This window comes from Aliikangiella coralliicola, assembly GCF_007004725.1.
In the GTDB taxonomy this organism is placed as follows: domain Bacteria; phylum Pseudomonadota; class Gammaproteobacteria; order Enterobacterales; family Kangiellaceae; genus Aliikangiella; species Aliikangiella coralliicola.
The window spans coordinates 123,335-143,412 of sequence record NZ_ML660162.1 but is presented as its reverse complement, the minus strand read 5'-3'; the positions used below and the strand labels follow the sequence as shown (position 1 = coordinate 143,412).

Below are 20,078 nucleotides of genomic sequence, written 5' to 3'. Positions count from 1 at the left end.
TTTCCTAACTCGACAACATCTTACGCAAATCAGCCAAACTGGATTTTCCTCGTTCCCGCTTTTCATCATCGGAAATTTGCTGACGATCTTCTTCCCAGTCTAAATCTTCTTGCGGCATTTCTTCTAAAAAGCGACTTGGTACAGAGTTAACCATTTCTCCGTATCGTTGCCGCTGCTTAGCAACAATGACCGCAAGTGTTTCGCGGGCGCGAGTAATTCCTACATACGCCAGCCGTCTTTCTTCCTCGACGTTATCTTCTTCAATACTGGATTTATGGGGTAAAAGTTCTTCTTCCATGCCCAGTAGAAAAACGTGAGGAAACTCGAGCCCCTTCGATGCATGGAGGGTCATTAATTGAACTTCGTTGTGCTCTTTTTCTTCGTCATTGTTTCGGTCGAGCATTTCTCGCAGACAGATTTTAGTGACAGTGGTGGCGAAGGGATCGTCTGCGCTTGCGTTATCTTCCAGTCCTTTCTCAATCCAGCTTAACAACTCAGAGACATTTCCCCAGCGAAACTCGGCTGCTTTGGGTGAGCTGGAAGTTTCGAACAGGTAGCCGTGGTAACCAATGTAGGCAATGAGTTCGTTGAGTACAGTCATGGTGTCACCGCGTTTCAGATTATCTGATGCGCGCGAAATGATCTCGCCAAATTTTCGTACCGCTCTTAACCCGTTTCCGGCTAAGTGTTGCTCCAGGCCAACTTCAAAAATCGCTTCGAACATGCCTATGCCGCGTTCATTGGCATAAGTTCCGAGTTTTTCTAAGGTACTCGCACCAATTTCTCTGCGTGGAACATTGGCGATTCGAATAAATGCATTGTCATCGTCTTGATTAATGAGCAGTTTCAAGTAAGCCATGACATCTTTGACTTCTGCACGGGCAAAAAACGATGTATTACCGCTGACCTTGTAGGGAATTTGTTTAATGACCAGTGCCCGTTCAATTAATCGAGATTGGTGATTGCCGCGGTAGAGAATGGCAAAATCTTGATACTTAAGATTATGCTTAATACGTTTTGCGATTATTTCGTTGGCGACTCTTTCGGCTTCGTCGTTATCGTCTTTTACTGACAGTACGCGAATTGGATCGCCGTAGTGTTTGTCTGACCATAAACTCTTGTCAAATATATGAGGATTGTTGGCGATCAAAACATTCGCCGACTTTAATATCCTGCCGCAGGAACGATAGTTCTGTTCCAGCTTAACAACTTTTAAGTTGGGAAAATCTTTTTGTAACAATTCCAGATTTTTAGGTTGCGCGCCGCGCCAGGAATAAATCGATTGATCGTCATCACCAACAACTGTGAAACTGCCGAGCTTGCCGGTCAGTAACTTCACCAATTCGTATTGGCTGGTGTTCGTATCCTGGTATTCATCAACGAGTAAATAGCGAATTCTGTTGTGCCATTTATTGCGAACTGCATCATTATGTTTGAGTAGCAAAGTCGGAATTAAGATGAGATCATCAAAGTCGACAGCATTGTAGGCTTTTAAGCTGCGGGTATATGCTTCATAAAGTTTGGCTGCCAGTAGTTCATCATTATCTTTGGCTTTAGCGACAGCTTGATCGGGCAACATTAAGTCATTTTTCCAGGCGGATATGCGGGTGAGAATTTCCATCAACTCACTTTTGTCAGCATCCACATCTTTTTTACAAAGTTCGCGCATTAAAGCCAGGGAATCTTGATCATCGAAAATGGTGAAGTTCTGGCGAATTCCAAGGGCTTTATATTCTCGGCGAATAATATTCAGCCCGAGATTATGAAAAGTGGACACGATTAAACCTTTCGCTGAGCCTTCTCCAAGCAGTTTAGTCACGCGGGCCTTCATTTCTTTGGCGGCTTTATTGGTGAAGGTAACTGCCGCAATTTGATTGGCGCGATAGCCACACTGGTTGACCAGATGGACTATTTTCTGGGTTATAACTGCCGTTTTTCCACTACCTGCGCCAGCTAAAACCAGCAAGGGAGAGGTGGTTTGCTTAACGGCGAGGGTTTGTTGTTGGTTTAGTTGGATAACTGCCAAAGGAAGTGACTTCTAAATAATATTGACCCAGAAAAGGCACATTTTAGGCGATAGTCACGGCAATACAAGAACAAAAAACGGCGTTGCCGCCGCTATTGAATGGATTCTTATTATAGGATTTTGATTTTAAAGGGCTTTCCATTCTCCCCGTTGGAACAATTTTTGTGCGTCGATTTCAAAACCAGCGAGTCTTACGCACAATTTTTCTTTATTGCTAATAGATTCCCTGAAAACTCGAACGTGCACCCACGGGAGCATTTGACTTAAACGATACTGATATTGCCCCGGTGTAATAGTTGATAAATGATTTTTGTCCACAATAACCCTCCGCTCTTTTCCTTGAGAACTCACTTCAGTTAACCGTTAGTACTCCGTTGCTCTAACAGTGGTAGTTGATTAAAACAAACTGGTATCTTGTATCGCACCATGTTTGTACTAACTCTTTGTTCGCGTTATCTTGTTGTTTTGGCATACTAAATACCCTTTACAAAGATTAAGTATACTCGATATCTCAGCTTAGTATATCAATATGAGATTTTAGCCTAAGTTAAGCGACTTGTAATAACATTCTCTCCAGTCGGCGATAGCTTAACGCTTCGCCCAGGTGTTTTTCGGTGACGTTGGCGCAGTCTTCCAGGTCAGCAATTGTTCTCGATACTCTCAATATTCGATGGTAAGCCCGCGCGGAAAATTTTAGTTTTTCGAGTATGCCCAGGATAAAATCTTCTGCGCCGGGCGCAAAGTTCACCTCCTGCTCTAGCTCCCTTGGATTCAGCAAAGCATTACATTTCTGGCGGTTTTTCATTTGCCGCTGCATCGCTGTAATAACCCGCTCTCTGACTATTTCTGAAGATTCTGCGCTGGTGTCTGGAATCGCGCGCAGTTCACTTTGGGTCATTGCCGGAACGTCGACATGCATGTCTATGCGATCAATAAATGGGCCGGAGAGCTTTAACAGGTAGCGACGAATTTTATCCGAAGTGCAACGACAGGCACCTCGCGGGTTGCCAAAATGCCCGCAAGGGCATGGATTCATAGCCGCCAGGAACTGAAATTTAGCCGGATATTCTGCTTGTCGAGTGGCACGAGAAATGGTGACTGTGCCTGATTCTAAAGGCTCCCTGAGTACTTCTAAAACTCTTCGGTCGAATTCTGGCAGTTCATCCAGAAATAGCACGCCGTGGTGAGCTAGTGAGATTTCTCCCGGCTTGGGATTACTTCCACCACCGACGAGGGCAGCCGCAGAGGCGGTGTGATGCGGCGCTCGAAATGGTCTTCGTTTCCAGTTATTGGTATCGAGTCCCTGGTGGCTAACCGAAGTAATCGCCGCGGATTCGATCGCTTCTTGCTCATTCATTTCAGGTAATATGCCCGCCAGACGTGTTGCCAGCATGGTTTTTCCGGTGCCGGGAGGGCCGATAAATAAAAGGTTGTGTCGACCGGCTGCGGCAACTTCCAACGCTCTTTTCGCTGCGTATTGTCCTTTCACTTCGAGTAAATTGGGGTGTAAAGCACGGCTAGAACTTTCGATGGTTTCAGGTTCAAATTTCATTTCAGCCTGTCCTTGTAAAAAGGCACAAACATTAAGTAAGTGATTACTTCCAACCGCTAGAGATTCTCCCACCAGACGAGCTTCAGCGATATTTTGTTGTGGCACGACCAATCGGCGATTATTGCTTCTGGCTGCTAATGAGGCTGGTAAAACACCATTGATGGGTCGCAATTCGCCTGAAAGTGCCAGCTCTCCCATAAACTCAAAGCTTTCTATGGTATTGACTTTTATCTGTTCTGAAGCGAGTAATATGCCAAGTGCAATAGGTAGATCATATCGACCACCTTCTTTAGGAAGATCTGCTGGTGCAAGATTGATAGTAATACGACGTGTTGGAAATTCGAAATTGGCGTTGATTAAGGCACTACGTACGCGATCTTTGCTTTCTTTGACAGCGGCTTCCGGCAGCCCGACAATATTCAAGCTGGGCAGCCCATTGGATAGATGGGTTTCAACGGTCACTAAAGGAGCTTCTATGCCCACGCCCGCGCGAGTGTAAATAATGGATAGCGCCATGCACCAATCCCTGGTGAAAATAGAGAGTATTAATTAAAGAACAAAACTGTTTTGAGCGCTAGTCGTGATTGCTGAATTCGAATGTGAGACTTTAGCCTACAATTCTGTAAGACTCTTGCTATTGATGTTGGTTGTTGAAATCGTGGTCGTCAAAATGCAGGTTGTTGAAACATTCAGGAATGATAATCGTCTATGGTAAACCAGTTAAAAGAAGCTGCGGTACAGTGTCCTTACTGTTGGGAGCAAATAGAGGTTTTAATTGATTGCTCTGTTGACTCTCAAAGTTATGTCGAAGATTGTCAGGTGTGTTGTCGCCCTATTGTGTTTGATATCTCAATAGACGAATTTGACAATTTTACTGTTGAAGTCAAATCTGAAGATGATTGAAGTGAATGATGAAAAAAGTAATCCGTATTACCCATAAACCAACCAATACGATTTTGGCGGAAGGGCCGAAAGGGTGGGGAATTACTTTTTTTGAAGGCAATTATTATATTCAGAAAAAATACCTGAAAACTGATGGCCTAAAAGTGAACTATATTCCAGGGCTCTGCGTGTATAAATTTTTATATGTATGGCTTGATCTGCACATTGATGGCTGTTTGGTGACAAAAAATATTGGTTGGAAATATTGGTTGCCAAATCCACTGTTGCCGTTTATCTTTTTTCGTACAGCGCTTCCGGGAGTGCACCCGGAATTGAGTATTGAAATTAGCTAGCTTGAACTTGGCTATCCCGAATTCAAGCTAGTTACATGAGATCAGGATTGACTTTTTCTCAATATTTCTGCAAAAACTTCCACGCCAGTTTCCTCAGCTAACGCAATATTTTTTTCCGGGATATCTTCAGGATTGGGATATTTTTCGAGCACTTTTTCCAGGCTGGCTTCGCGTAGAATGTGAATTAGCGGATAAGGAGAGCGGTTGGTGTAATTTGATGGCGCATTTTGCTTAACGTCGTCAAAACAATAGTCCGGATGAAAACTGGCCAATTGGTAGATCCCTTCGTAATCTTGATCAGCTAATAACTGGTTGGCCATTTCCAGAAAATCCAGGTAATCGAAAAAACTCTCTAGCCCAATTGGAAAAACCATGATTGTCGTCTCGATATCTTGATTGTCATCAAGCCGCTGAAATTCGTTAACTAACGAGTGTAACTGTTCTTCTGTGTTGCGATCATCCACCAACTCGTAGTGTATTCTGTTTTGGTCGAATTCGCGTTTGGCGAACGGACAGAAGTTAAACCCGATAATCGTTTTTTCAATCCAGTATTTAACTGAATTGACAATTTTACTCTCATCCACGGTGCTCAGCCTTCAAAGTCATATTAATGTGTTTTGGGTGAGACTGGATCCTTTCCATCCATGCATTGATTGCTGAATAATCTGCCAGATCAAACCCGCCTTCATGAGCGACGTGAGTGTAGGCGAATAGAGTAATATCAGCAATGGTATATTGTTCGCCGACCAAATAAGGGGTTTGACTGAGCTGTTTTTCCATAATTGACAAAGCTTTGTGACCGCCTTCCTGTTTTGCGTGATATTCCTCGCGCCTTGCTTCGGGTAAGCCTTGGTATTTATTGATGAAACGCGCGACGGCGATGTAGGGCTCATGGCTGTATTGCTCAAAGAACTGCCATTCTAAAACTTTGGCGCGCAGGTAGGGATCCTGGGGTAAATACTCACTACCTTCTGCCAGAAAGTATAATATGGCATTGGACTCACTAATAAATTGTCCGTTTTCCAATTCCAGTAGCGGTATTTTTGCATTAAGATTTTTTTGGGTAAATTCGGCAGTTCTTGCTTCGCCCTTCATCACATCGATATTGACCCAATGATGTTTTATATCGAGTAGATGCATGAGCAGGTAGGGCTTGTAACAATTTCCGGAAATTATGTCACCGTAGAGTGTATGCATAGTTTTGTTTTCAAAGTGGGAGCTTATTGACTATTCTAGTCAATCTTGGCGTGGCGGTACACCCTGACTATTTGGGTGTACCGGATCAAGTAGCGGTTAGGCTGATTTTCGCTGATCTTTGGCTGACTGAGTGAAGGTTTCAATGGTTGAAGGTTGCGTATTTTGAAAACGAATGAGTTCTATTTTTCCGTTTGCATCCTCAATCAACGCTGTATTATTTTCTATCCAGTCACCGTCGTTAAAATATTGAATACCGTTAATGGTTTGAATATCAGGATGATGAATATGACCACAGATTACACCGTCACAACCTCGTCTTTTGGCTTCGCAGGTGGCGGCATGAGCGTAGGAGTTAATGGCGGCTTTTGCTTGTTTGACATTTTCTTTCAGATAACCGGACAATGACCAATAAGGATAACCGAAATGCTCTCTGACTCGATTGTACCAACGATTAAGAAACAATAAAAAGTCGTAAGAAACGTCCCCCAACCAACCATAAAATTTGTTCAGTCTAACCAGGTTGTCAAATCGATCGCCGTGAAGCAATAATAATTTCTGACCAGCCTCGGTAGTGTAAACATACTCTTTGTATATTCTGATATTTTTGTAGCGGTAGCCAATAAACTTGCGCAGATTCGCGTCATGGTTGCCGGGAATATAAAAAATCTTACAGCCGCGTTTAGCTAATTTTAGTAAATATTTGAATAACTGAGTATGACTTTGTGGCCAACGCATCCCTGATTTGAACTCCCAGAAATCAACAATATCTCCGAGCAAGAAAAGGTTTTGCGGATTAACGGTTTTAAGAAAGCTGAGTAAAGCTTCGGCGTTGCTTTCCTTGTGGCCTAGATGAATATCTGAAATCCAGATGCTTTGACAGTTACGAACAAATTGAACACTTTTATTGGTCATAGAATACCTCCCAATTCGCGCGAATTATCAAATTAATAAATGACGTGCAAGTGACAAATGGATTTCTGTTTTATGACAAAATCAGTCGGATAACTAATCACGCTCTAACATTTTTGAGAGTTTAAAAATAAGTGTCATAATTCTGAGCTAGGCTGGTGCTAAATTGGTCGAAAACCGAATACTGTAAACTAAATACTATTATGTTCGCCAGAAATATACTACCGACTAAAAATTTTGTTCAGCAAGTTTCTCTGCCCCCTGTTGAGGAGTTACAAATAGCGACATTGAGTTTGAGCCGCGCGTTAATAGAGCGCCCTTCGATTACGCCGAACGATGCAGGATGTTTAAATATCATTGAGAACAGACTGACTAAGCTGGGAATGGCAAATGAAAGGATGGACTTTGCTCCAGTTAGTAATCTTTTCTCCAGTTTTCAGAGTAATAAGCCGATGCTTGCGTTCGTGGGACATACCGACGTTGTTCCTCCTGGAGATTTGACTAGTTGGCACACTGAGCCGTTTTTGCCCATTGAAAAAAATGGTTATTTACATGGCCGTGGTTCGGTAGATATGAAAACCGCTGTTGCGGCTATGGTTATCGCGCTGGAATATTTCGTTAAGCTTGGACTGAAACAAAATGTTGACATTGGCTTTATGCTCACCAGCGATGAAGAAGGAGAAGCTGTTCATGGGATCAAACATGTTGTTGAGCGACTTCAAGCTCGTGGCCAAAAAGTCAATTGGGCATTAGTGGGGGAGCCGAGTAGTGAAGAGAAAGTAGGGGACAGTATTAAAATTGGCCGCAGAGGTTCGTTAACCGCCAGTGTTATACTGAAAGGAAAGCAGGGGCATGTAGGATATCCCTCACAAATTGTTAACCCGGTAAAACAGGCCAGTAAACTACTCAATAAACTGCAGCATAAGCAGTGGGATATGCCAAGTCGATTTTTCCCGGCAACCAGTTTTCAGGTGGTTAAATTTCATTGTGATAGCGGCGCGGAAAATATTTCTCCGGCTACTGCCGAGTTCGTTTTTAATATGCGCTATTCACCAAAGCAAACTGTTGAGAAACTTCAAAATTATATTGAGAAAAAAGTAGCGAAATCCGGTTTGGAATATCAGATAACCTGGAAGGTCGACGCTGAACCTTTTATTACGCGACGGTCATTGATTAGAAAAGTCGTTGAACAGGTTACTTCGAACTCTGTTGGTTATAAACCAAAACTTTCAACCGCCGGTGGAACTTCAGATGGTCGTTTTTTGGCGCAAATGGGAACTCAAGTCGTAGAGTTCGGATTGTGTAATAAAGGTATTCATCAGGCGAATGAAAAAGTTCTAATCACAGACCTTGGGTTGTTAACATCGATGTATCTGAAGATCCTTATTCAGATGAATGGTTTGAATGCTTAGTCAAATAGCGATGAGAATGATCTGGTTTCGTTCACGCCACTAGCGCGAAACAAAATGACAGTCCTGGCATTGGCTGTTCCTTGTTAAAAAACAAAGTAACTGGAAAACTTGCTATCAAATGAATAGAGCTAGTCTCTGTTAATTATTGAGTGAGCCTACTCTTAGGCAATAAAAATAAAGCCACCAAATCTTGTCTGGTGACTTTATCATTCAAACTAAGTGAGCTTAAATTTGAGTTGATTTTTATACTAGCACTGTGGGTTTATTATCGCTCTTGATTGTCGCCTGCATATTTTTGCAATTGTGAGCTCACCTCTTTTCTTAAGATATTTTCGAATACCAATTGTATCTTTTACATCGAAAATCATTCCATCGTTGCACACCCATTCATGAATTTCAGTGGTGCACTTTGGTAGTTTGTTTAATGCTCTTTCGATACATTGCATGTAGTTTGGATCGCTTCTTTTGCAGTCGTGCTCAACTTCAGCCATCGAAGGAAAAGAGAGAAAAGCAAGTAAAGCTAATGCTGACAATTTCGTTTTCATTTTATACCTCGCATGTTGTTTCAATGTTTTTTACTGTGTCGCGTAAGATCGCGAAAACTAGTTTAATGAAGGTGTTAAATAAAATCTGTCAGGTTAATGTTTTAAACTGTATGAGACTGTAGATAAACCAGGATGGCTTGCTGAATGCTGGCTAAAAGTCAGTCCTGGTTGAATAAAATAAAAGGTACAGGAATGGAGAATGAAGTAACGGCATTGTGCTGAATGCATACATTTATTTGACTAGACACAGATTGACAAAGGTACCTTTAGGTCTGGTTAGCACACAAAGTTGTCGCTGGCTGTTCCTTAATTTTCTTTGGATAATTTGTAGTTAACTTTTTCCGAATAAGGCATGTACTTGCTTCGTTTTTTCGGAAGCAGTCTTTGCATATCAACAATGACTAACCCATCAACACAATTATTAAACTTGGGATCAATGTTAAAGGTTGCGAAACCAACTCCGCCTTCCTCGCAAAGTTCTGTATATTGTTTCAGTAATGTAGGGACCGTTTTATTGAAAGATTTCAGCTGGTATTTCAGCTGCTTAAAACTATCTCGTAGATTACAGTTCTCGAATGTTTGTTCTAGCGCGACTGCACTATCTGCTGTAGGATGAAACGGATTTTTGGCTGTCGCATAATCTTCTTTGGTCGGATAGAAATTTCCGTAAAAATAAACCAGCCATTCCATTAATGACTTTGAATATTCGGCGCTGATGGAGACGGGCCCAAACAAGTAACGAACTTCCGGGTGTCGAGTTAAGTATGCTCCAATTCCATACCACAAATAGTCCAGACTTCGCTTGCCCCAGTATTTGGGTTGTACAAAGCTTCTTCCAAGCTCCAGGCCGCGTTTTTTTATGTCAACAAAAGCTAATTGATAATCAAATAAGGTACTGCTGTAAATTTTTTCCAGCGGGATTTCTTTGGTTTGAATAACTCGATAGGCACCGACGATTTCCAGGACCTTTGGATCCCAGAGAACAATATGTTGATAGAGTGTGTCAAACTCATCAATATCAACTCTCAGACCGGTTCCTTCACCAACGGCTCTAAATGAAATTTCCCTTAGTCGCCCTATTTCACTCAGTAGCGAAGTATCTTTAGCGTTTTCTAGTAGGAAAATTTGTTTGCCATCTTTGGTTGTCGAAAGTAATGGGCAATTTTCTAGCTCAGTTTTTAATAGTCTTCTCGGTTGCGGATGGGCAATAGGCTTTTCAGTATCAAACACCAGTTTTTTTCCATTACTTAACGCATATACGTGTTTTCGAAATAACTGTGCGGCGACTTTATGGTTTGGCGGTAAACTATCTATTGCATGATAGGGAATCATCTCTCCAATCGTTATCGGTAAGGTAACCCTGGCCTTGCGAAACATTTCTTTAACTAATAATAAAATACTGATTGGTTTTGCAATCAAGCTGAGGCCATAAAAGAATTTAGAGTTTTTTCCGCCCACATGAATCGGCAGAATCGGTGCTTGCGTTTTTTTAGCCAGATGTAAAAAGCCGCTACGCCAATGGCAATCTCTAATCCCGGAAAGTCGGTAGCGAGAAACTTCTCCAGCTGGAAAGAAAATAACAGCTTGACCGCTTTTTAGTGCTTGTTCTATCGCTGAATATTGAGTTTTGCTTGGTGTTCCAGCCATATTATTCACAGGTAGAAAAAATGACTTTAGCGGCTCAAGATGATTTAGTATTTGATTGGTGACAATTTTAATGTCACTGCGAACCTGGCTGACTAACTTTAACAGTGCAATTCCATCAAGTGAACCCAACGGGTGGTTGGCCACTATGACAACCTTGCCTTCCGTTGGTATATTTTCCAACTGCCAATTGTCAACAACATAACTCAATCCGAGCCGGTGCATTACTTCATCGAGAAATTCATTGGCGCCGAGATGTTCGTGTTTAGTAAGAAAACCGTTGATCTCATCTTCGTGCAGAATTTTTTTGCAGATTTGACTGACCGTTCGCTTAAGCTTTGGAATTTGCTCAAGTTTGGGCATTTGCTGACTTAAAAGGTTGTCGACGTTTATCATAGTTCACCTGAAAGATTGTGCCGATTAAGTTTTACAGGTGTTTGTGACAAGATTATTGTTTGCTTATGACAGTTTTATTATTTAGCTTCAGTTTCGCCGGGTTACACTAACTCTAGTTACTCAAACTAAGAAATTCACCGAAAATGGTGTCGCTAAAATTTGTTAACATCAGCTTCGCCAAGTGAGAGATTTATCTGACGACGATGTTTTATTCGCGTAAGAATAATATCTGCTCCATAAAAGCTACCAGCAGTTAGCGCAAGCAAAATAAATGCCTTGAGATTTATTAGCGCGATTCCCGATAATGCCCCTAGCAATGCGCCCAGTAGTTCGATAAAGACCAATTGATCGCTAATCATCGAGTGAAAAATCGACTCCATTTTTCTTGGCGAAAACTGGCTTGCTTTTTCCTTGATGATATCTCTTAGATCGAGATGTTCAATCAGTTTAACCAATTGCTGATTAATACGCTTGTTCACTTCAGGTCGAGCCATTTGAGATTTCAACCACTGAAATAGTGATGGCGACAGATCGGCCAGCAGATTTGAAATGACACGGCTATTTAGTGGTTTCAACAAAGACTGACAGGCGAGCTCAAGAATATCAATTGCGGCGACTTTTTCGTGAATAAAGTCTTGAATAATTTTTTTGAAGTTAATATTTTCAAACTGACTACTAACTACATTTGTATGTTTGGTGCGTGAATATTCTGAGTTCTGGTGAGAGACGTTTTCGTAATGTGAGACGGCATAGGTTTCTGGAGTTCTGTTTTTGTAGGTTTGAAATAGAGTTTCGATTCCTTCAAAAAGTGTTCGTCTAAATTCGGCGCTAGCGACCATACTAAACAAGTAGTCTTTAACATCATCTTCGGTAATGTTGGCTGACCATCTCGCCGCTTTAGCGACGCTGCGCCGGATGGTATCTTGATTCTCGATGTGCCTGTCAACCGTTTTCACCAGGTGGCTGGCAATCATTGGCACATTGCCGGCGATGGTTTTGATGACGGGTTCGATTAAAAACTCCATTTGCCCCGGGCGCTCGGCAAATTGCTTTTCGATCCAGGTAAAGCTTTCCTTAAGGAGCGCTTCAGGCTCGATAGAATCGGTTAGTTGTGTGATTAGCTGATGTTGTAACTCGTCTAAAACGCGATTGATGGGTGCCTTGTTAGCGCTAATAAACTCTGCCAGTAATTGGTTTATCTTATCCGCATTTTGGGGATCTTGCGCCCAATTTTGACAATAACTTTCAACTGCATTCATTAGTTTCGAATTTAAGTCAGCTTTTTCCAAATACTCATGCCAGTGATCGCTTGCTAGAAAGTGCTTACTCAGTGTTGCTGAGAGCGCTGCGGCTAACTTAGGTTGATTTTTTGGGATCAGGCCCTGACGACCAAACGCGGTCGGCTGGTGTGGTTTAAAGAGCATCTTAATGGCAACATAGTTAGTAAAATAGCCAATATTGGCCGTCAAGGCGACAATATAAAAATACTCACTCCAGCGCGTTGAAATTAACTGAGTATCAAGCGGTAAAAAATGGAAAAGTGACGCTGTGATGAGCAATAGCGGTAAACCAAACAAACAGGTATTTCTAATTTGGTGTAAAGGCATTCAATCTCCACAATAGAATAATGTAACGGTATTGATAAATTTAGAGAATGCAAATTTTTTGCCAACCGTTAAGCTGTTATAGTGTGGTAAATTATCGTGGCTCTGTGCGGGGGCACTAGGTAAACTGACCGCAGATTAGTGGAATTAACCAAGGTTATCATTGAATCAGGCTGCTACTGGCCTCAAATTGGTGAGAAAACGAATATCTTTTATGAGTAAATCAGAATTGCCAGAACTGTCGTCTCACGACGACGATAAATATCAGCAGTTGCTTAGGCGATTAGCTGACATATTCCACCGCCAGATTCCGTTTCATGGATTGATTGGTTTTGAATTTGATGAATTATCGCCGGATGGGTGCCGTATCAGTTTCAACAAAAAACCAGAATTGATTGGTAACTTTATGCAGGGAATACTGCATGGTGGGGTGACAGCAACTGCCCTTGATGTTGTCGGTGGCACAATGGCGGCTACGGCAATGCTAGGAAAAAACTTGAATGCCAGCGATGAAGAGATTGCCCGTAAACTTTCTAAAGTCGGCACCATTGATTTGCGGGTTGACTATGTGCGCCCCGGAAAGGGAGAAGCATTTTATGCTAAAGCGCGGCTACTCCGTAGCGGCAATAAAGTCGCGGTGGTTCGAATGGAGTTGCATAGCGATGACGATACCCTGGTCGCGTTGGGAACCGGAACTTACATGACAGGTTGAAAGTATTTAAGCAATACAACCTTCATTTTCTTTAATTAATCAGAGATAAATAATGACATCAAAAACCGAAACCAGCGGCTGGTTGTTTGGTATTGGCGCCTTCGTATGGTGGGGAATTGCTCCTGTCTACTTTAAAGTGGTGGATATGGTTCCGGCAGAAGAGATTCTGGCCCATCGAATTGCCTGGTGCGTACCTGTGACGCTTATTTTGATGTGGTTACTCAAAAAACGCACTGAAATAAAGCGGATCATTAGTGATAAAAAACTATTGCTGGGGTTAACTGCCTCAACGGCGCTGATTTCCTGTAACTGGTACATCTTTACCTGGGCGGTTACTCATGATCAAATTCTGGCAACCAGTCTTGGGTATTTTATTAACCCAATAATGTCAATTTTGATGGGGGTAATTCTGTTGGGTGAAAGGTTAACCAGGCTTCAGTGGGGCGCCGTTATAGCGGTTACCTTGGGCGTTGCAAACCAGATAGTCAATTATGGTGAATTTCCCTGGATAGCTTTGAGCTTGGCGACGAGCTTTGCCTTGTATGGATTTATTCGCAAGCAGTTGAATGTTGACTCATTAAACGGTCTTTTAGTTGAAACTAGCATTGCGCTGCCGGTGGCCACCGGGTATATCGTCTGGACAATCTATCAACAATCTTCAGTATTTTTGAACCTGTCATTATCCATTGATCTGCTATTGCTAAGCGGCGGAATCGTCACCGCAGTGCCGTTAATATGGTTTGCCGCTGCGGCTAAAAAGATCCCGCTAAACAGCGTTGGTTTTTTACAATTTATCGCGCCTTCAATTACGTTTATTTTAGCGACGCAAATTTATGATGAGCCGTTGGGTTCAAAGCAACTGATGAGTTTTGTGTTTATCTGGATCGGCTTGGGATTATATCTAGTGAAACCATTACGAAATGTGCTGAAAGGGTCAAAAAGATGAAGCGGTCAAAGAGCTGAGGTTAATTGAGTTTGGAAAGCTTGATTATCTAAAATATTCTAATTCGCTTTTTGAAGCCAGGTAAGCGCTTAAAATTCGCCAGATCAAAAAAAGTACAAACCCTGGCCATATACGGTCCAGGACAAAAACAGACATAACAACAAAAGCTATCAATTGGGTACTGGCCACTAAATACCCAACGTAAGAACTTTTACCGATCCATTTATTTTGTTTGGGGTAAATCACGCTATAACATTTATAACAGCAACAAATGACCATCGGAAAGATCAGAGAAAAAAATAGTTCAGTCTCTGATATGGTTTCTTCTTGGCAATTGGGGCATTTCTTCATGTTCGTTAACGCGCGTTTTTCAAAATTTTATTTTACAGCTTAATATAACGCGAATGAATAGGTTGTATAAAGGCCTAGTTCCCATATTGGAAATGGAAACGACTGTGTGTCTGAATGACGGTTGTTAGAACAGCGGGATACTAGAACTACAGTCCCCGCTGTTTAGCTCAACTTATTGCTGTGTCACGCAATAATTCGAGTGCCAAATTCGCCGGTTCCTTCCGCAGCAGCCAGGAAGGCGCCAGGATGTCGGCCAGAAACAATGGCAATTGACCCCACGCCTTCACTGAGTAGTGTCATTGCTTCTTCAACTTTCGGTATCATTCCGCCTTGAATGATACCTTCGTTAATTAGATTTTTGGCCTGCTCGCGATTGACTTCTTTGATACGACTGTCTGGTTGGTTCAAATCTTTAAAGACCGCACCAACGCCGGTGGTGAGTAATAGCAAATCTGCTTTTAGCTCACGGGCGATTTGCACCACAGTGGTGTCTGCGTTGATATTAAAGATAGTACCGGTATCCGAGACGCCTAAAGTCGCTATCACTGGAATCACACCTAAACCTAATAAGCCTGTCAACAGTTGTCCATTAATGCCACTGACGTCACCGACTTCGCCAAAATCAATTGGATCAGGCCCGGCGCCAGTTACAACGACCGGAGGACGTTTGGTGGCCCGAATCAGATTACCCGATGCTCCGTGACAGCCAAAAGCTGGCAAGCCAGCCTTAATCAATTCCGATGTCAGGTTAACATTCACTTCACCGGCAATCGCCTGTTTAACCACTAACAAGTCATCGGCAGAAGTAATTCTTCTGCCGGCTACTTTGTTTGGCGTCAAACCATGTTTTTCCTGAAGTGCATTGACCTGTGGACCGCCACCATGCAGTAGCACAACCTGCCAACCACTATCGCGCAGGGATTTGATGTTTTGTGCCAAACCTTCTCTTTCGAGTTGGTCAAGCAGAACATCACCGCCGACTTTGATGACGGCGGTTTTGTTAGTATTGGTCATCACAATTCCTCCTGGGGCTTATGGCCACAATCCGGGATTGTCTAGTCCAAAGTGAGCTGGTTTACCGGTCATCAGGTTAAAACTCTGGATAGCTTGTCCTGCACCACCTTTAATCAGATTGTCGATCGCGCTGGTTAAGCACAATGTTCGTTTGCCGGTATCTTCGTCAATTCGAGTATCGATGCCAATTTCAACTCGGGCAGTACCAGATACTGCAACCACTTCGGCCGGCGAACCTTTCGGTCTGACTGTTGTGAGCTTGTGATCGGCATAGTAGTCTTCGTAGATTTTTTGAATGTCAGAATGTTCCATGCCTTCAGGAAGGTCAATCTGAGAAACCGCTAAAATTCCTCTAACCAGCGGCGCTGAAACCGGTACGAAATCTAATGATATTTTTTCTGCACCGCCGTGCTTGAGCGTTTGTACGATTTCTGCGCGGTGCTGATGGTGAAGCGTTTTGTAGGCTTTCAGGTTGTTAACTCGAACAGCGTGATGAGTACCTGCTTGAGGTTTGACACCTGAACCGGAAGAACCGGTCATCGCAACGGTGCGAATGTTGGTGCCTTTTAACAACCCGGCGCTAGCAAGCGGTAATAGCCCCATGGCAATACCTGTTGCAAAACAGCCTGGGCTGGCGACGTGTTTAGCATTTTTTATCGCTTCGCTATTAAGCTCAGGCATGCCATAAACAAACGTACCGAGTTTTTCTGGGCAAGGGTGTTCCGGGGCATAGTCACGGACGTAATCCTGCAGGTTTTCAAGTCTAAAATCACCTGAAAGATCGATTATTTTAACGTCCAGATCGAATAATTCCATTGCAACTTTCGCAGTAATAATATGCGGCATTGCCAGGAAAACGATATCTGCGCCTTCTGCGCATTGTTGTGGAGTGATATCTTGCAATTTAATGTGGTCAAAACCCGGTAAGTTACGATGAACTTGACTGACCGAGTTGCCGATGTAGTCTTTACTGGAGATTCGCAGTAATTCAACATCATCACGAACTAACACATGTCTGAGGATTTCTGCAGCACCGTAACCAGCACCGCCTATAATGGAAACTTTGATTTTACTCATGATTTAATTTCCTACTTAAAGAGAGTTAATTTTTTGAAACTACGCTTCTGTCGTTATTTAAAGTGTAATTTCGCATGAGCACCGCGTCAGAAAGTACCAATAATTACTGGTCACCTGCCGTCATTACCGCGGCCATCGCTCCCACCAAACGGTTTGATGTGAACTTATCGCAGACGTAATGCTGCAAAAGCAGTAATACGCCACGGCACACTGATATTTAAACCTAAATTTTGTGTATTTTTTACGCAAAAAATGGCCAAAATCAGCCGCTACGAGATTATGCCTAAAGCGAAATCAAGTTGCCATACCAAAATTGCTTAAGGGAAGGAGTTTTAATTGCCTGGTTAACAGTTAAGTTCCTATGATTGTAAATTGATAGTGCAAAGCGGTGATTTAGTGGGCATTACCTGATGACTCAATTTCTTCTGCGCAGCGGGTGCAATAAATCGTGTGCGGTATGAGTTCAAGCCGTTTGATTGGAATCGGTTCGGCGCAGTTTTCACAGGTTTGGTAGTGGCCGCTTTCAATTCTCTTTAAGGCCAGGTTAATCTGTGCAATTTCTTTCTGTGAAGCGTTTCCAAGTGCTTCCAGCACTTCGTCGTTCTCTCGTTCAACCGCTTGCTCACTCCAGTCATTGGATAGTGGTTGATTCTGATGGCTGATATCTGCGTTAATCGATTTGATTCGAGACTCAAGCTCCTCTTTTCTATTTTGTAAATTACGCTTCAACTTTTCAATCGGATCCATTGTATCTTTCTCTAAGTAAGCCGGTGTAAGTCTTGTGATAACCAGTGGATTTTGTCAGACCAGTGACTCTATGAGTCTCAAGTTCAGGTAAGTTATTGATTGTTATTGTTTAGTCATAATCCTCTATTAATAATAGTCAAGTTTTTGACAATTTAAATTGATAAATTGTTCTAAATTTGGTTAATTTTGTGCTGACTAAATTCATATTTACACCTATATTTAGAGAAAGCCTTTTGAATTCAAGCATTAGCGTTCCAGCTGTACATTAATTGGCCGCGTGGTGCAGGGATGTAGTCGAATGGCGTGCATAAATTCTTTGCAGCATAGAGGTGTGTCGAACGGATAGTTTAAACTTTTTTAGATCGGATGAGGTTATGCAGTTAGTACCCGTATTAGAAATTCGTCATGGAAAGTGTGTTCATACAGAACCCAAGAATAGTTTTGCCAATCAGGTTGTCAAAGAAGATGCGTTTGAAGTTGTCAAACGCTGGTCTGAAAAGGGCGTTTCCCGCCTTCACATTGTTGATGTTGATGCGATCGAGTCGGGTGAACCCGAAAACGTCGATTTAATTGGCAAGATAAAAAAAGCTTTCCCTTCAATTGAGTTACAAGTACTTGGCGGCATTAAATGCGTTGAGTCTGCGTATATCTGGGCTGATATCGGCGCAGACTTCCTGGTATTGAATGGCCGAGCCATTCGGCGTCGAAATTTGCTGGATGACATTTGTGTAGAGTTTCCCAATCGAGTACTCGTTGAGTTAGATTGTCAAAAAGGGCTGGTTGGCACTCGTTCCGGTGAGCCTGCCTATGAGTTACTCAGTTTAGCCCGGCAATTGGAAGACGATGGTGTGGTTGGTCTGGTGGTCACCGAAATACCAGAAAAGGGTGGTTCTGGCGGCGCAAACCTGATTGATATTGTTGAAATATCGCGCAATGTGGAAATGCCCGTATATGCCAATAGCAGGATTGAAAAATTGGCTGACCTCAAGAAAATTCTCGAATCACATACTGAAAAGTTATCAGGTTTATTAATTGGTAAGGCACTCCATAATGGTCTTTGTTTAAGCGAAGCAAACGATCTAGTTCAGCAGTATCACGCCAACTAACCCGAACTCGATTATTGTTATCTTCAAAACCGATTATCTTTAAAACAAATTACTTTCAAAACCGTCTGTCCGCATTCAACATTGATGAATGCGGCGCTATTACCATGAATGAGGAAGCGGTTTATGGAGGATAATTTTATTGTCTTCCTGGGAAATATAACCTCCGGCACGTAGGTCTTTTAGAATTCTCGCGACCATTTCCCTCGAAGCGCCTACTCGGCTGGCGATGTTTTGCTGAGTTAATTTCTCATTGATTATCCTGACACCATCAATTTCTTCAGACAAATTCAAAAAGGTGACAGCGATTCTTCGATAGACGTCCATCAAACCTAACTTTCGGATGGTTTCAGTGGCTTCAATCAGGCGCGTGGCCAGGTTTTCAATCAAGCTGATAGAAAAAGCCGAATATGTTGACAAGCAACGCTTAAAGTCAGATTCCGGCATAATACCCAGGCGAGAATCTTCCATCGTAAGCACTGATGCAGTGCGAGGAATTGACTTCACCAAACCAAGCTCGCCAAAAAAATCGCCTGGCGTATGAATGTTGACAATAATTTCTTTTCCATTGTCATCATCCAGGTAAATCTTCACGCGTCCCTCAAGCACAAAATATAAGCTATGAGAGTCATCACCCTCAGTAACTATCTGGGTTTTCTTGGGGAAACTTCGACAATGAATATGTGAGAGAACATCGTCAATTTGTTCTTTTTCAAGCTGTTTAAATAACTCAAAATTTTGCAGTTGTAACATCATTCACTCTCAACGGACTCAAAACTCATTACACAGTTTACGCTAAAAAGCTGGATAAGTAGCTAAAAAGCATGTAAATATTACACAGTAAAAGGTCATAGAAATCACCAATTTAGACCCACATCTTATCTTATAATTGACCTTATGAGTGTAATTGTCTAGGGGAATTGTGAGAAAATAACAATAATCTGGAGACATTAGGCCCCTTCTTTAAGGATTTTTTTTGCAGCTTTTAAAGAAAATATTGCCAATATTACTCCTACTCGTTACGGCTGTTTGCTCATTTTCATCTCACGCAGCCCGATTAAGAGAGTTTGGCAGCCAAAAAAATGTTTATGTAACCGAATGGTCAAAGCTAAAGCATAAGGCAGAATTGGGCGATCCCGAGGCTTTATTTGTGCTCGGTAACTTTTATTTTGAGCCGCCGGAAGGGAGTGGTTTCAGACGCAACTATAAGAAAGCCGCAGAGCTTTATTTTCAGGCGAGCTTACGTAAAAATCCTGCGGCGCAATATAATATCGCTATTATGCTTCATCGAGGGCTGGGTTTTAAAGCCAACGTAGTGGAGTCCTATGTATGGTTTTATCTTGCCTCTGTTAATGAAAGTCCTGTCGCTAAACGTATCAATCGAAAAACCGCGGAAATTGTCGTTCAGCTAAAAACTGAGCTAAAGCCTGATCAACTCCTCGAAGCGGAAAGGCTAATCGAGTCCTATCAAAATATCATGAAAACAAAGCGTTATCGTGACGCAAAATTACCCGACTAACCGCTTTTTTAATCCTCAAAACAATTTATCTTATTGGTTGCACTGCAAAAATCGCTGTTTTATCGATGCGTAGTTTTTTTCTTTTTAGAACA

General features: G+C 42.3%; 20 protein-coding genes. 7 read left to right on the top strand and 13 right to left on the bottom strand.

Going from position 1 to position 20,078, the window contains the following annotated elements; genetic code table 11:
• Window positions 1–4 precede the first annotated feature (4 nt).
• From rep to FLL46_RS06655, 3 genes are all read right to left on the bottom strand, one after another.
• Entirely contained in the window at window positions 5–2,026 is a 2,022-nt protein-coding gene (gene rep, locus FLL46_RS06665; protein WP_342779777.1) for a DNA helicase Rep, read from the bottom strand.
• 126 nt (window positions 2,027–2,152) lie between these two features.
• Window positions 2,153–2,344, bottom strand: coding sequence for a hypothetical protein (locus FLL46_RS06660; protein ID WP_142892713.1), 192 nt, complete (start codon window positions 2,342–2,344; stop codon window positions 2,153–2,155).
• A gap of 229 nt (window positions 2,345–2,573) precedes the next feature.
• The gene (locus FLL46_RS06655; RefSeq protein WP_142892712.1) at window positions 2,574–4,094 is read right to left on the bottom strand and encodes a YifB family Mg chelatase-like AAA ATPase; all 1,521 of its coding nucleotides are present in this window, start codon (window positions 4,092–4,094) and stop codon (window positions 2,574–2,576) included.
• A 192-nt stretch (window positions 4,095–4,286) separates the two neighbouring features.
• On the opposite strand from FLL46_RS06655, the gene FLL46_RS06650 reads away from it, so the two are divergent.
• On the top strand, window positions 4,287–4,481 hold the full coding sequence (locus FLL46_RS06650; RefSeq protein ID WP_142892711.1) for a CPXCG motif-containing cysteine-rich protein: 195 nt from the start codon (window positions 4,287–4,289) through the stop codon (window positions 4,479–4,481).
• 5 nt (window positions 4,482–4,486) lie between these two features.
• On the top strand, window positions 4,487–4,813 hold the full coding sequence (locus FLL46_RS06645) for a hypothetical protein (protein WP_210418615.1): 327 nt from the start codon (window positions 4,487–4,489) through the stop codon (window positions 4,811–4,813).
• A 41-nt stretch (window positions 4,814–4,854) separates the two neighbouring features.
• Here the strand turns inward: FLL46_RS06645 and FLL46_RS06640 are convergent, their stop codons facing one another.
• The 3 genes from FLL46_RS06640 to FLL46_RS06630 all read right to left on the bottom strand — a co-directional run bounded on the left by FLL46_RS06640 (window position 4,855) and on the right by FLL46_RS06630 (window position 6,922).
• The gene (locus tag FLL46_RS06640) at window positions 4,855–5,397 is read right to left on the bottom strand and encodes a DUF1415 domain-containing protein (RefSeq protein ID WP_142892710.1); all 543 of its coding nucleotides are present in this window, start codon (window positions 5,395–5,397) and stop codon (window positions 4,855–4,857) included.
• On the bottom strand, window positions 5,390–6,010 hold the full coding sequence (locus FLL46_RS06635; RefSeq protein WP_142892709.1) for a glutathione S-transferase family protein: 621 nt from the start codon (window positions 6,008–6,010) through the stop codon (window positions 5,390–5,392). Before FLL46_RS06635 ends, FLL46_RS06640 begins: the two co-directional genes overlap by 8 nt.
• 96 nt (window positions 6,011–6,106) lie before the next feature.
• Complete coding sequence (locus FLL46_RS06630; RefSeq protein WP_142892708.1) at window positions 6,107–6,922, bottom strand: UDP-2,3-diacylglucosamine diphosphatase; 816 nt, start codon at window positions 6,920–6,922, stop codon at window positions 6,107–6,109.
• A gap of 200 nt (window positions 6,923–7,122) precedes the next feature.
• On the opposite strand from FLL46_RS06630, the gene dapE reads away from it, so the two are divergent.
• Window positions 7,123–8,331 carry a succinyl-diaminopimelate desuccinylase gene (gene dapE / locus FLL46_RS06625; protein ID WP_142892707.1) on the top strand — a complete coding sequence of 403 codons (1,209 nt, stop codon included), beginning with the start codon at window positions 7,123–7,125 and terminating at the stop codon, window positions 8,329–8,331.
• 248 nt (window positions 8,332–8,579) lie between these two features.
• Here the strand turns inward: dapE and FLL46_RS06620 are convergent, their stop codons facing one another.
• From FLL46_RS06620 to FLL46_RS06610, 3 genes are all read right to left on the bottom strand, one after another.
• Window positions 8,580–8,876, bottom strand: coding sequence for a hypothetical protein (locus FLL46_RS06620; RefSeq protein ID WP_142892706.1), 297 nt, complete (start codon window positions 8,874–8,876; stop codon window positions 8,580–8,582).
• Between the two features lie 306 nt (window positions 8,877–9,182).
• Window positions 9,183–10,916: a bifunctional ornithine lipid synthase OlsF gene (gene olsF / locus FLL46_RS06615; RefSeq protein WP_142892705.1), complete on the bottom strand. Its 1,734-nt coding sequence runs from the start codon at window positions 10,914–10,916 to the stop codon at window positions 9,183–9,185.
• A gap of 152 nt (window positions 10,917–11,068) precedes the next feature.
• Entirely contained in the window at window positions 11,069–12,523 is a 1,455-nt protein-coding gene (locus tag FLL46_RS06610) for a DUF445 domain-containing protein (protein ID WP_142892704.1), read from the bottom strand.
• Between the two features lie 211 nt (window positions 12,524–12,734).
• On the opposite strand from FLL46_RS06610, the gene FLL46_RS06605 reads away from it, so the two are divergent.
• Window positions 12,735–13,232 carry a thioesterase family protein gene (locus FLL46_RS06605; RefSeq protein ID WP_142892703.1) on the top strand — a complete coding sequence of 166 codons (498 nt, stop codon included), beginning with the start codon at window positions 12,735–12,737 and terminating at the stop codon, window positions 13,230–13,232.
• A gap of 52 nt (window positions 13,233–13,284) precedes the next feature.
• On the top strand, window positions 13,285–14,178 hold the full coding sequence (gene rarD, locus FLL46_RS06600) for an EamA family transporter RarD (RefSeq protein WP_142892702.1): 894 nt from the start codon (window positions 13,285–13,287) through the stop codon (window positions 14,176–14,178).
• Window positions 14,179–14,709: 531 nt separating this feature from the next.
• Here rarD and argB read toward each other — a convergent pair.
• From argB to FLL46_RS06585, 3 genes are all read right to left on the bottom strand, one after another.
• Entirely contained in the window at window positions 14,710–15,540 is an 831-nt protein-coding gene (gene argB / locus FLL46_RS06595; protein WP_142892701.1) for an acetylglutamate kinase, read from the bottom strand.
• Between the two features lie 18 nt (window positions 15,541–15,558).
• Window positions 15,559–16,617 carry an N-acetyl-gamma-glutamyl-phosphate reductase gene (gene argC, locus FLL46_RS06590; protein ID WP_210418614.1) on the bottom strand — a complete coding sequence of 353 codons (1,059 nt, stop codon included), beginning with the start codon at window positions 16,615–16,617 and terminating at the stop codon, window positions 15,559–15,561.
• 393 nt (window positions 16,618–17,010) lie between these two features.
• The gene (locus FLL46_RS06585; RefSeq protein ID WP_142892699.1) at window positions 17,011–17,364 is read right to left on the bottom strand and encodes a TraR/DksA family transcriptional regulator; all 354 of its coding nucleotides are present in this window, start codon (window positions 17,362–17,364) and stop codon (window positions 17,011–17,013) included.
• A 374-nt stretch (window positions 17,365–17,738) separates the two neighbouring features.
• Between FLL46_RS06585 and FLL46_RS06580 the strand changes: the two genes are divergently transcribed.
• Window positions 17,739–18,470, top strand: coding sequence for a HisA/HisF-related TIM barrel protein (locus tag FLL46_RS06580; protein ID WP_142892698.1), 732 nt, complete (start codon window positions 17,739–17,741; stop codon window positions 18,468–18,470).
• A 99-nt stretch (window positions 18,471–18,569) separates the two neighbouring features.
• Here FLL46_RS06580 and FLL46_RS06575 read toward each other — a convergent pair whose 3' ends face one another.
• A complete protein-coding gene (locus tag FLL46_RS06575) occupies window positions 18,570–19,223 on the bottom strand; it encodes a Crp/Fnr family transcriptional regulator (RefSeq protein WP_142892697.1) in 654 nt (217 codons plus the stop codon).
• Between the two features lie 220 nt (window positions 19,224–19,443).
• Between FLL46_RS06575 and FLL46_RS06570 the strand changes: the two genes are divergently transcribed.
• The gene (locus tag FLL46_RS06570; protein ID WP_142892696.1) at window positions 19,444–19,986 is read left to right on the top strand and encodes a tetratricopeptide repeat protein; all 543 of its coding nucleotides are present in this window, start codon (window positions 19,444–19,446) and stop codon (window positions 19,984–19,986) included.
• Window positions 19,987–20,078 lie beyond the last annotated feature (92 nt).